This window comes from Altererythrobacter sp. BO-6 (genome assembly GCF_011047315.1).
Taxonomy (GTDB): Bacteria; Pseudomonadota; Alphaproteobacteria; order Sphingomonadales; family Sphingomonadaceae; genus Erythrobacter.
This window is the reverse complement of the sequence record NZ_CP049259.1, coordinates 1,340,911-1,352,537: the sequence shown is the minus strand read 5'-3', so window position 1 is coordinate 1,352,537 and position 11,627 is coordinate 1,340,911. Positions and strand designations below refer to the sequence as shown.

Here is an 11,627-nt window from a genome sequence, read left to right as displayed (position 1 = left end):
CCTTTGCGGCGCCGCCCTTCAAGCTCCCGTCTGCGGATAAATCAGTTTTCGACCCGGCGGACCTTGGTCTCTTCCGGCTTGATGGTGATCCGCAGTGTCTCGCCCGAATTGCCGGGGAAGTCGACGAACATCGCCTCGACCAGATTGGGTACCAGATGCTGCAACCGGTTCGAAGTCGATACGGCCTGCGCCTTGCCTTCGAACAGCCGCTCGCCATTGGCTGCTCGGTCGATTTTCAGGTCGATCCCGCTGGTATAGACCGTGTAGCTCTGCACTTCGGACCCGCCGAACCAAGGATCGTAGAAGCCGTAGCCCCAGGCGCTGCGCGGGCGCCAGAAACGGCTGCGGTAATAGCCGCCGTACCACGGGTCCCAGAACGGGTCCCTGAAGCCGGTATTGGTGGTGCGAACCCGCTCGCGGCCGTTGTCGACGCCGTAATCGAACCGCACCAGCAAGCTGGCCTGATCCGGTTCCGCCTGCTTGTAGCCAAGCCGTTCCATCTGGGCTTCGACAAGATCGGCATAGAGCGCGAACTCGAGCCCGCCTGCCAGCGCCGGATCGTCCGCCACTACGGCGAAGGTTTCGCCTGCCGGGGCCGGCAATTGCGCCTGGAAACGCGAGACATCGGCCTTGAAGCCGGGTGAAGCGCATGCCGCAAGGCTCGCCAGCAGCAGCGGTACGGCTGCCGTCTTGAGCGCGCGAGCGCTGAAATGACTGGTCTTGGTCATGATGCCACCTTCACTTTCTGCTCCACCGTTAGGTGCAGCCAGCACTGCGCTGGATCGGCGCAGGCTGTCATTGATCCTGTTCAATGTAAACGAAAAGGCGTGAACGGGAATTGAATGCGCGTGCGGGGCGCGTTGCCCGCTCAACCGCGGGTGCGCACCAGCCCAAGTGCCGTGTAGGCCGCATCAAGTGTTGGCGTGCCCAGTTCGCGTGCCCTCGCCGCACCGCGCGCCAGGATAGCGTCGAGCGATTCGCGGTCATCCTTGAGCTCGCGGAAGCGCGCGCTGATGGGAGCCAGCGTTTCCACCAGCAGCTCGCCCAGCGCAGGCTTGAACGCGCCAAAGCCCTGCCCGCCGAATTCCGCCAGCACTGCCTCGGTGCTCTTGCCCGCGAGCGCGCCATAGATGCCGACCAGATTGAGCGCTTCGGGGCGGCCTTCAAGGCCCTCAGCCTCGCTCGGCAAGGGTTCCGGATCTGTCTTGGCCTTGCGCACCTTCTGCATGATCGAATCGGCATCGTCGGACAGATTGATGCGGCTCATGTCGCTGGGATCAGACTTCGACATTTTCGAGCTGCCGTCGCGCAGGCTCATGATCCGCGCGGCTTCGGGCGGGATGTAGGGTTCGGGCAGGGTGAAAACCGGCGCGTCTGGCGAAGCGAAATCGTTGTTGAACTTCTGCGCGATGTCGCGCGCCAGCTCGAGATGCTGCTTCTGGTCTTCCCCCACCGGCACATGCGTCGCCTGGTACAGCAGCACGTCGGCAGCCTGCAGCACGGGATAGGTGAACAGCGCGACCGATTGCCCCTCGCGGTTCTTGCCGGCCTTGTCCTTCCACTGCGTCATGCGGTTGAGCCAGCCCATCCGCGCGGTGCCGTTGAGCAGCCACTGCATTTCGGCATGCGTGGGTACCTGCGCCTGGTTGAACAGGATCGCCTTGTCGGTGTCGAGCCCGCAAGCGACCAGCGTCGCGACCAGTTCCAGCGTCGAGCTGTGCAGTTCCCTTGGGTCATGCGGCATGGACAGCGCATGCAGGTCAGCGATGAAGATCAGGCAATCGCCACCCGCCGCATGGGCATCGTCCTGCAGCTTCACGTAATTGCGGATCGCGCCCAGGTAATTACCCAGGTGGGGCTTGCCGGTGGGCTGGATTCCGGAAACGACGCGCATGAAAAGAATCTCTGTCTGCTTAGGCCTGGCGGCGCCTTAAGCGCTGGACCGTCTCCTTGTCGAGCACCCCCAGCAACACCGCGAAAATCGCATAGCTGGCGGCACCGATCAGGACTAGCGCCAGGATCGACAGCAGGCGCTCGGCGGTTGAACCGCTGAAATAGGGATCGCCATATTGCATCGCGAACCATAGCGCGATGCCCATCGGCACGGCGGCCAGCGTGATGCGTGCAAGCCGGCCCACCACGCGCCCGGTCAGGCGGAAGAACCCGCGCTTCACCAGGATCGCATAGAGCAGCGTGGTATTGGCCCAGGCGCCGATCGCCCCGGCAATCGCTAGCGACAGCACGCCGAGCCCCAGCTCGAAGATGAAAAACAGGTTGAGTGCAACGGTGACCGCCAGGCTGATCGCGGCGGTAATCACCGGGGTGCGGGTGTCCTTGCGTGCGAAGAAATTGGGGGTCAGCACTTTCACCAGCACATAGGCGGGCAGGCCAATGACAAGGCCGGATACCAGCATGCCGGTGGTCGCTGCGTCGTCTGCAGTGAACTCGCCGCCCTGCATGAACACGCGCACAAAGGCACTGCCGGTGACGAACAGTGCCACGGCGGCGGGCACGGTCAGCAGCATGGCCAGCTCGATCGCGTTGGATTGCAGGCGCTGCGCTTCGTCACCCTCTTCGCGCGCGATGAAGCGGCTCAGCGCGGGCAGGATCGCCGTGCCCAGTGCGATGCCGATGATCCCCAGCGGCAGCTGGTTCCAGCGATCGGCCATGGCCATATAGGTCAGGCTGCCATCGGGCAGGATGCGGAAAAAGGCCAGATCGATGAAGCGGCTGATCTGGTAGACGCCCGCGCCGAACACCGCAGGCACGATCAGCACGCCCATTTCCTTGACCCGTGCGGTAAGTCGGGGGCGCCCTAACGGTATCGAAAAACCGGCTTTGCGCATCCAGTGACGCAGCCACAACAATTGCAGCAACCCGCTGACCGAAACCGCGATCGCCAGGTAGAAACCGACCTGTTGCCGGGTAGCTTCGCCTTCAGGTTGCAGCGCGCCCCAGAACAGCGCCACGAGCAGGCAGATGTTGAGCAGGATTGGTGCCGCTGCCGCGGCCGCAAAGCGGGACAGCGAATTAAGCACCGCAGCGGTCAGCGTGGCCAGGCTCATGAACAGCAAATAGGGGAAGGCAATCCGGCCCATGGTCGTTGCTAGGCCGAAGATTTCCTCGTCAGCGCGGATTTCGGCATTGGCGAACAGCCACAAGATCCACGGCATCGCCAGCATCATCACCCCGCCGAACAATACCAAGATCGGCAGCAGGATCGCGAGCACTTCGCTGGCGAAGCGCCGCGCCTCGCTCTCGCCATCGGTCATATGGCGATTGAACAGCGGCACGAAGGCGCTGGCAAAGGCGCCTTCAGCGAACAGGCGGCGGAACAGGTTCGGAAGCTGGAACGCCAGCTGCCATGCGTCAGCCACACCGCCCGCGCCCAGCACGCGGGCCAGCATGATATCGCGCGCAAAGCCGAAAATGCGGCTGACCGCCGTCAGCCCGCCGATCGTTCCGACGTTCTTGAGCAGGCTCATGTCAGAGCCCCTGCTTCAACCGACCGCGATCAGGCTTGCCCGACCGGCGTCGCAGCAGCTTCCTGCTCGCGCTTCGCCTGAAGCTGCTGGATGTAAAGGCCGTTGAAGTCGATCGGATCGATCAACAGCGGCTGGAATCCTGCTTCCTGAACGGCGGTGGCGACTACCGAACGGGCGAAGGGAAACAGCAGGCGCGGCGCTTCGGCAAAAAGAAAGGCATGCGCCTGGTCTTCGGGCACGTTGCGCAGGCCGATCAGGCCACAATAGACCAGCTCGATCAGATAGGCATTGCCCTGTGAGGTCTTGGCGGTGACGTTCACCTTCAACTCGACCTCGGTCACCTCGTCGCTGATCTTGTTGGCACCGATATTGAACTGCAGGTCGATCTGCGGCTGTTCCTTCCACTGGTAAACCGCGGGCGCGTTGGGGTTCTCGACCGAAAGGTCTTTCACATATTGCGTGATGATCCCCGCCGAAGGCAGGTTGTCGGCGCCATTGCCAGTCGCTGGGGTCGCATCGAGATCGGTTAGGATATCGCCTTCGTCGGCCATTTTTCTTGGTACTTTCGCGTCTTGGGAATTGGTGGATCTGGTTGTCGAGACAGCCCTATGGACGGCTTTGCGCGCCGCCTAGCACTCCGGCGCTTGGCCCGCAACCGATGCTGCGAAACCATGCTCCAAGAAAAAAGGAACCGCTCGCCCGTATCCGACGTTGTGGAATGCACCTCAAAGCCCTATCTTGGCTCCTTGGGGGAATATGAAGGCAGGGTACCTGCCCTGTCGCCAGGCTGGATAGACCACGTGATTGTTGAAATTGTCATTCTCGCCATGATTGCGGCCTTCCTGGGCCTCAGGCTCTATTCTGTGCTGGGCCAGCGTGCCGAGCATGAGGAAGAGGTGATTCCGCACCGCTTTGACGCGGGCGATGAAGATCGCGCGCCGCAATCCGCTCCCAAGCCGGCAACCTCCGTGCTGCCGCCGCGCCCCAACCAGCGACCTCGATGGCATGATGCCGGCTGTAGAGCGCGGTGTGCGCGAGATTGCCTCGGCTGACCCCCGGTTCGATATCACTGCGTTTCTCGAAGGCGCGAAGGGCGCTTACCGGATGGTGCTGGAGGCTTTCTGGAGCGGTGATCGCGAAACCTTGAAGGAACTGTGCGATGACGATGTCTACGCCAGCTTCAGCGGCGCGATCGACGCGCGCGAGGCGGCCGGTCAGACGCTCGACAACAAGCTGATCCGGATCGAAGATTTCCGGATCCATTCGGCGACTTTGGATGGCCGCACCGCCCGCGTGGCAGTGCTGTTCGTGTCGGACATTGCTGCGGTCACGCGCGACAAGGATGGCCATGTCATCGCCGGTTCGCTCGATGATGCGGTGGAAAGCCGCGACATCTGGACTTTCTCGCGCGATGTCACTTCGGCCTCGCCCGAATGGAAGCTCGACGAAACCGACGAAGGCTGAGCCCCCGGCTCGATTTAGCGGCAGGAGAGACGGGATGAACCGGCGCAGATGGCGATCCGCGTCGGCATTGCTTCTGGTGCTTGCGCTGCCTGCCTGTGCCCGAGTCACTCCGCCGGTTACCCCATTACCAGCTGCGACCACCGCTTTGGCTGCGGGCATCACGGCGGGGCCATCGCTCGCCTCGCTCGGCCTCAACGAGACTGATGCCAGCGCCGCACTGGCCAGCTTCGTCGAATCCTGCCCCAAGCTGCTCGCACGCGAGGATGCCAGCGGCTTGACCCGCAGCGAGGACTGGCAGGGCGCCTGCGATGCAGCGAGCGCTTGGAACGGGGGCAGCGCGATCGCATTCTTCGCCACCCATTTCACGCCGGTGCGGGTGAGCGACGGAGCCGCCTTTGCCACCGGCTATTTCGAACCGGAAATTGCCGGATGCCGTACGCGCCAGCCTGGCTGCGAAGTGCCCGTTTATGGCATGCCCGGTGACCTTGTCCGGGCGTGGCCTGCGGACATACCCGAGGGCGAGCGGACCGGCCGCGCACCCTTGGGGCGGACCAAAGAGGCGGGCGTCCATGTCCCCTATTATACCCGGGCAGAGATCGACGAAGGCGCGCTGGAAGGGCGCGGGCTGGAGATCGCCTGGGCGGCGGACGCAATCGAGTTCTTCTTCCTCCAGATCCAGGGATCCGGGCGGCTGAAAGCTCCGGATGGCGAAGTGATCCGGATCGGTTATGCCGGCCAGAACGGCCACGAATATGTTGCAATCGGGCGCGTGCTGCGCGAACGCGGGCATCTGGGCAACGCGCCGGGACAATATCCCACCTCGATGCAGGGGATCGTCGCTTGGTTGCGCGACAATCCGGATGAAGGCCGCAAGGTCATGCAGCTGAACCCCAGCTGGGTGTTCTTCCGCGAGCTCAAGGGCGACGGCCCGCTTGGTGCCCTGGGCGTGCCGGTGCGGCGCGAAAGCTCGGTCGCAGCCGATCCGAACTTCGTGCCGCTGGGCGCGCCGGTGTGGCTCGACATGGAGCGTGACGAAGCGGACGGGCTGTGGATCGCGCAGGATACGGGCGGTGCAATCAAGGGTGCGAACCGGTTCGATACCTTCTGGGGCGCGGGCGAGGATGCGCGCGAGATTGCGGGCGCGATGAGCTCGCGCGGCAGCGCGCTGGTATTCCTGCCCAAGCCAGTGGCTGCCCGGCTCGCAGGGGAATGATGGGCGTTCCGCGCGGCCTTTCCGCCGAGGAGCAGGCCGCCTGGGCGAAGCTGGCCGCTAGCGTCACGCCGTTGCCTGGGCGCAAGGTTTCCAAGCCTGCCAAGCCGGTGGCCAATGACGCGCCATCCGAAGTTGCGCTGGTGCGCCCAGCCCCCAAACCTGTGATGCCGGCGCACAAGCCGCCGCTCGCCGCCCAGCCAGCACCGCCGCCCCATCCCGGCCTCGATTCGCATTGGGAGCGCAAATTCAAGGCTGGCGCAGTGCAGCCGGATTACACGCTCGACCTGCATGGTCATACGCTCGATACAGCCTATGAACGGCTGATGGCGGGGCTCGACCAGGCGAGGGCCATGGAGGCGCGGGTTGTCCTGCTGATCGCCGGGCGCGCCAGACCGGTCGATCCGGCCGACCGGGCGGAACGGCGCGGGGCGATCCGGGCCAAGCTGCTCGATTGGCTCGCCGCCAGCCGCCATTCGGCGGCGATTTCGGCGGTGCGCAAGGCGCATACCCGCCACGGCGGGGAAGGCGCGATTTACCTGGTGCTCAAGCGCGCGCACTAGGTAACGCGCGTCGCAGCCCCAAAAGCAACGCCCCCATCGCCACGAAGAACAGCGCCAGCCCGGTGATGTTGAACACCAGTTGCAGCCAACCCAGTGTTGGCAGGTCGAGGAAGAAATAGGGATAGAAGCCGCTGATCGCGCCGTAGATCAGGGCAAAGATCGTGTAGGCGACAGGGGCCGGGGTGACGAGCGGGAGCGAGCGCCAGGTCAAATGCGCCCGGTCCGAAAATGCGACCCACCAGCCGATCGCCGATGCGGGGATGATCGTGTGAAAGCCAAGGTTGGTCCACCAGTCGAGCCCGACCGGGTGATGATCGGCGGCGAGCAGCGCGTGATAGACGAGCGCCACGATCGACAGCGCGGTTGCCAGCGCGAACAGCACCCGCTCGCTTGTCGGCTTGCCCGCCGCGACCCACAGCAGGATCAGCCCGGCGGCGAAATTGCTCCAGATGGTGAAATAGCGCAACAGCAGCGCGAACGAGATCAGCGGCGAACCGTCCTGTTCGAGATTGATAGTTGTCTGTAGTGCAATCGCGCATAGGGCGAGCAATGCGATGGCACCGGCACAGGCACGGGCGATCGGGGGCATGGGCTGGTCCATGAGGCGTGTTTAGCCGCCGGAAATTCGCGCGCCAAGCCGCCAGAGCTGCGCTTGCGCTAAAGCTTATCAGGCCTGCGCCCGATCCGCTTGGCCTCTGCAATGATGGCGGCGGCGCGAACATGGGCCACCTCCATCAGGCTTGAGCCTTCATTGAAATAGGAATGGTGGAAGCGCTCATCCCCTCGGTAGATGCGTCGCACCATTTCGCGTGCGTGTTCTTCAGGGCTGACGCAGTTGGGGCGATCGTGGCTAAAGACATCATAATCAAGGCATTTGAGGCCCTTTGCCTCGGCGGCGGCACGGGCTCTCTCGTTCTTGCGCATGCGCCATGCCCAGCGGCACTGTGCCCCTGCCTCCGACAGTCTATACACTTCGTCGCCGGCGCTGTTGGTTTTACGGAACTTCGCGCAAGCACGGTCAAACGCTGCCACATCGCTGGCGAGGGGGGCAAGAGCGGCGCGTACTTGATCCAGCTCATAGGTCGCGCATACACGACTCAGAATTACATCAAGGCGCGCATCGTTCTTGGTTACTTCTTCCTTCTGCGGGCAGACCACGGCCAGCCTTGCAGGATCGGCCAGCAAGCGCTCCTCCTCCCGGTCCTGGAGAGTTCCTCGTGCATAGCGACATGCGGAACGCAGCCAATAGTCCTCTTCAGCATCGCCGCGCATTGCCTCTTCGCTGCAGAACAATGCGTGGGCCTCAGGGTCGTCCGGAAGCTGCTCGCCCAGCGCCTTTTCTATGGCTAAGGTATAGTTGCGGCATGCATGCCGCTTCACCCTATCGCGGTTCTCTTTATCGTTCGCATCGCATTTTGCCGCAAGTGCAGGGCCATCCTTGGCCAATTCACTGGCTGCAATTTCGTCGAGCAACCGGTCTCGCTCCTCCTGCTCCTCGCGATCGCGCCTGATCTTGCACGAGGCCTTGTTTGCAGGGCTGGTCGGGCCATGATCGAAGTTCCATGCGTTATTGCATATGAGGCTGATCCATTGCCTTGGCAGGGTTTCGACGGCGAAGCGGCCATCGTCACGCTGGCCAATGGCAAGGCGAAGTTGGTCGGCATAGCCATAGTTGGACTCGCCGGGATTGTTGACCGCGGCGGCAAAATCGATCGCGTCGAGTGCGGCAAGCGCTTCGTGGAACCGGCCGAGCTCCCGCAGGGCGTTGACGACCAGCAATTGCGAATAGCGCTTGCGCATATCCTCCTGCGGAAATTGCGCGACAAGCGCCGGGCCGTGCTCGGCAAAGCGTGCGATCAGTCGCTGACGCAGCGCCGGGTCGCGAGTCGCCCAAATCGAACGTTGCAACAGGGCAAACCGGCTCATCGGCGAATGGCCAAGCTGGTCGGCAATCCACCAAGCCTGCACATAAGCCCCCTCGCGCTTGAGCGCGCGGTATTCCCGGATCGGCAATGAGTGCCGGAAGCCTGGCAAGCTCGGCCCCGGTATAGTCGAGATAGCCGAGCCGCTGGCCTTCTTGCGCACCTTCGTCATCCCCGGGGACAAGGTTGGGCAAGATCACCAGCCCGTTGTCCGGGCAGATCAGGAATCTGCACCCCGATCTCTGTGTCGCCCAGCCAGCTGCCATCGGGCATGGTCAGCACGGGCAAGGCGTAATAGCCGACGTCTTGACTGAAATTTGCGCCGCCCAGCGGGCAGGTAAAGCTGCGGACATCAAAGGCTGTGCCGTCGTTTTGAGCAGCAACAGGGACAGCGGTGAAACTTGTCAGCATTGCGAAAACGGCGGCTGCCAATGCGAGAATTCTGGCCGTCATCTGATCCCCATGTACCCGGTGCCGGGGGACCCGGCCAAAGTGCGTCTATCGCGACTACCGAAAAAAGAAACCCCGGTGACCTGTACTGGTACACCGGGGCTCCCTGCGACCCTTGGAAGACTTGCGGCCTTCCCGGGCAAGATATTGCCAAACTTACGAGTGGTATTTCGCGTAACGGATATCGAACCGGTCCGCGTCCATCACCTTCGTCCAGGCTTTAACGAAGTCACGCACCAGTCGTTCCTCACCGCCAGCTTCAGCGTAGGTTTCGGCCACTGCGCGCAGCTGCGAGTTAGAGCCGAAGATCAGGTCGGCACGGGTGGCACGCCACTTCTCGGCACCGGTCTTGCGGCACTTGCCGACATAGGCCTCTTCGCTGTCATCGGCGGCAGACCATTTGGTAGACATGTCGAGCAGGTTGACGAAGAAGTCGTTCGACAGAGTCCCCGCACGGTCGGTCAGCACGCCGTGACCGGTGTTGCCGCTAACCGCGCCAAGTGCACGCATCCCGCCGACCAGCGCGGTCATTTCGGGGATTGAAAGGCCTAGCAAATGCGCCTTGTCGATCAGCATGTCCTCGGTCTTCACCGAAGCCTTGGTCTTGAGGTAGTTGCGGAAGCCATCGGCGAACGGCTCGAGCGGCTCGAAACTGTCGGCATCGGTCTGCTCCTGCGTAGCGTCGCCGCGTCCGGTGGTGACATTCACGGAGACGCTGTGCCCGCCATCCTTGGCGGCCTTCTCGACCGCCGCGGCCCCGGCCAGCACGATCGCATCGGCCATGGAGATGCTGCCGCGGAGCTCGTCGAGCTTGGCCAGCACCTTCGCCAGTTCATCGGGATCGTTGGCGGCCCAGCCATTTTGCGGGGCCAGGCGGACGCGTGCGCCGTTGGCGCCGCCGCGATGGTCTGAATTGCGATAGGTCGAGGCCGAAGCCCAGGCCGCCTTGACCAGTTCGCTGACGCTCAGCCCGCTGCCGAGAACAGCCGACTTGAATGCCGCCACATCGCTTTCGGAAGGCTTGGTTCCGGCGGGGACCGGGTCCTGCCAGATCAGGTCTTCGGCGGGCACTTCCGGGCCGAGATAGCGCACCTTGGGCCCCATATCGCGATGGCACAGCTTGAACCAGGCGCGAGCGAAGGCATCGTCGAGCGCGGCCTGGTCATTGAGGAAGCGCTCGGAAATCTTGCGATATTCCGGGTCTCGTTTCAGTGCCATGTCCGCGGTGGTCATCATGGTCGGGACCTTTTTGTTCGGGTCCCGCGCGTCCGGCGCCATGTCTTCCGGATCGGGATTGATCGGCTGCCACTGGTTCGCACCAGCCGGGCTCTGGACCAGTTCGTACTCGTACTTGAACAGCAGGCGGAAATAGTCATTGCCCCACTCGGTGGGGTTGGGCGTCCAGGCGCCTTCAATGCCCGAGGTGGTGATGTTCCCTGCGGCGATCTCTGCCTCGTCATTGAGCCAGCCGAAGCCCTGCAGTTCCAGCACTTCGCTTTCCGGCGCACCGCCGAAGGTGTCCGCCGGATGTGCGCCATGCGCCTTGCCGAACGCGTGGCCGCCGGCGGTAAGCGCGACGGTTTCCTCGTCGTTCATGGCCATTCGGGCGAAGGTTTCACGCATGTCGCGCGCCATGCCTTCCGGGTCGTGCGGATTGCCCTGCGGCCCTTCGGGATTGACGTAGATGAGGCCCATCTGGATCGCTGCGAGCGGGTTATCCAGCGCTTTGCCTTCATCGGGGTTGATCCGGGTCGGCACGCCTTCATTGACCCACTGTTCCTCGGTGCCCCAATAGACGGTTTCGGGCTCGAAAACGTCGGCTCGCCCGCCGCCAAAGCCGAACATCGGGCCGCCCATGCTTTCAATGGCGACATTGCCGGTGAGGATGAACAGGTCGGCCCAGCTGATGTGCTTGCCGTACTTCTGCTTGATCGGCCACAGCAGGCGGCGGGCCTTGTCAAGGTTGCCGTTGTCCGGCCAGCTGTTGAGCGGGGCGAAGCGCTGCTGCCCGCTGCCCGCGCCGCCGCGCCCGTCGCCGGTGCGATAGGTGCCCGCGGCGTGCCATGCCATGCGGATGAAGAAGGGGCCGTAATGACCATAGTCGGCCGGCCACCAGTCCTGGCTGTCGGTCATCAGCGCGGTCAGGTCAGCCTTCAGCGCGTTGTAATCGAGCGCGTTGAAGGCCTCGCAATAGTCGAAGTCTTCGCCCATCGGGTCGGCGCTCTTGCCGCCCTGGGTCAGGATTTCCAATTGCAGCTGGTCGGGCCACCAGTCGCGGTTGGTACGGCCCAGCAGCGAGCGCACTCCAGCATCGCCATGGAAGGGGCATCCGCCGCTCATTTCGCCGGTCTTTGCGTCCATGTCAGACTTCTCCTCTCGTTATGGGACTCGGAAGCTATCCGAGCTTTATGACAAGAGGATGCGCTTCGAGCCTTAAACTGTCCAATCGATTAAAATGCGCTGATTGATCGGATTATGCGATTTTGCGGCAACGCAAATTGCGGATGCAGAAAGGGTGCGCCGGCAATCTAGC

The 11,627-nt window shown here is 63.3% G+C and carries 12 protein-coding genes; 4 read left to right on the top strand and 8 right to left on the bottom strand.

The features are described 5' to 3' along the window. Positions 1–41: 41 nt before the first annotated feature. The 4 genes from G6N82_RS06610 to secB all read right to left on the bottom strand — a co-directional run bounded on the left by G6N82_RS06610 (position 42) and on the right by secB (position 4,036). The gene (locus tag G6N82_RS06610; RefSeq protein WP_165194936.1) at positions 42–728 is read right to left on the bottom strand and encodes a DUF4136 domain-containing protein; all 687 of its coding nucleotides are present in this window, start codon (positions 726–728) and stop codon (positions 42–44) included. A 140-nt stretch (positions 729–868) separates the two neighbouring features. Beyond that, positions 869–1,894, bottom strand: coding sequence for a tryptophan--tRNA ligase (gene trpS, locus G6N82_RS06605; protein WP_165194934.1), 1,026 nt, complete (start codon positions 1,892–1,894; stop codon positions 869–871). A 19-nt stretch (positions 1,895–1,913) separates the two neighbouring features. Further along, the gene (murJ, locus tag G6N82_RS06600) at positions 1,914–3,485 is read right to left on the bottom strand and encodes a murein biosynthesis integral membrane protein MurJ (protein WP_165194932.1); all 1,572 of its coding nucleotides are present in this window, start codon (positions 3,483–3,485) and stop codon (positions 1,914–1,916) included. 29 nt (positions 3,486–3,514) lie between these two features. After that, positions 3,515–4,036 carry a protein-export chaperone SecB gene (gene secB, locus G6N82_RS06595; protein ID WP_165194930.1) on the bottom strand — a complete coding sequence of 174 codons (522 nt, stop codon included), beginning with the start codon at positions 4,034–4,036 and terminating at the stop codon, positions 3,515–3,517. 93 nt (positions 4,037–4,129) lie between these two features. On the opposite strand from secB, the gene G6N82_RS15305 reads away from it, so the two are divergent. Genes G6N82_RS15305 through G6N82_RS06580 form a run of 4 tightly spaced genes read left to right on the top strand, consistent with a single transcriptional unit; the run spans position 4,130 to position 6,722 of the window. Next, positions 4,130–4,537 carry a hypothetical protein gene (locus tag G6N82_RS15305; protein WP_346773756.1) on the top strand — a complete coding sequence of 136 codons (408 nt, stop codon included), beginning with the start codon at positions 4,130–4,132 and terminating at the stop codon, positions 4,535–4,537. Then, positions 4,491–4,949, top strand: a complete 459-nt coding sequence (locus G6N82_RS06590; protein WP_346773755.1) for a Tim44/TimA family putative adaptor protein — start codon at positions 4,491–4,493, stop codon at positions 4,947–4,949. The genes G6N82_RS15305 and G6N82_RS06590 overlap by 47 nt, the downstream gene beginning before the upstream one ends. Before the next feature lie 34 nt (positions 4,950–4,983). After that, positions 4,984–6,162 (top strand): murein transglycosylase A, encoded by a 1,179-nt coding sequence (locus G6N82_RS06585; protein ID WP_165194928.1) that lies wholly within the window; start codon positions 4,984–4,986, stop codon positions 6,160–6,162. Further along, positions 6,162–6,722, top strand: coding sequence for a Smr/MutS family protein (locus G6N82_RS06580; protein WP_206520340.1), 561 nt, complete (start codon positions 6,162–6,164; stop codon positions 6,720–6,722). Before G6N82_RS06585 ends, G6N82_RS06580 begins: the two co-directional genes overlap by 1 nt. On the opposite strand, the gene G6N82_RS06575 is transcribed toward G6N82_RS06580, so the two are convergent. The 4 genes from G6N82_RS06575 to katG form a co-directional block, all read right to left on the bottom strand. Continuing rightward, a complete protein-coding gene (locus G6N82_RS06575; RefSeq protein WP_206520321.1) occupies positions 6,706–7,311 on the bottom strand; it encodes a Pr6Pr family membrane protein in 606 nt (201 codons plus the stop codon). The genes G6N82_RS06580 and G6N82_RS06575 overlap by 17 nt on opposite strands. A gap of 68 nt (positions 7,312–7,379) precedes the next feature. Further along, entirely contained in the window at positions 7,380–8,807 is a 1,428-nt protein-coding gene (locus G6N82_RS06570; RefSeq protein WP_206520320.1) for a hypothetical protein, read from the bottom strand. 5 nt (positions 8,808–8,812) lie between these two features. Continuing rightward, positions 8,813–9,097, bottom strand: a complete 285-nt coding sequence (locus G6N82_RS06565) for a hypothetical protein (RefSeq protein ID WP_165194920.1) — start codon at positions 9,095–9,097, stop codon at positions 8,813–8,815. A 153-nt stretch (positions 9,098–9,250) separates the two neighbouring features. Further along, positions 9,251–11,455, bottom strand: a complete 2,205-nt coding sequence (katG, locus tag G6N82_RS06560) for a catalase/peroxidase HPI (protein ID WP_165194918.1) — start codon at positions 11,453–11,455, stop codon at positions 9,251–9,253. Positions 11,456–11,627 lie beyond the last annotated feature (172 nt).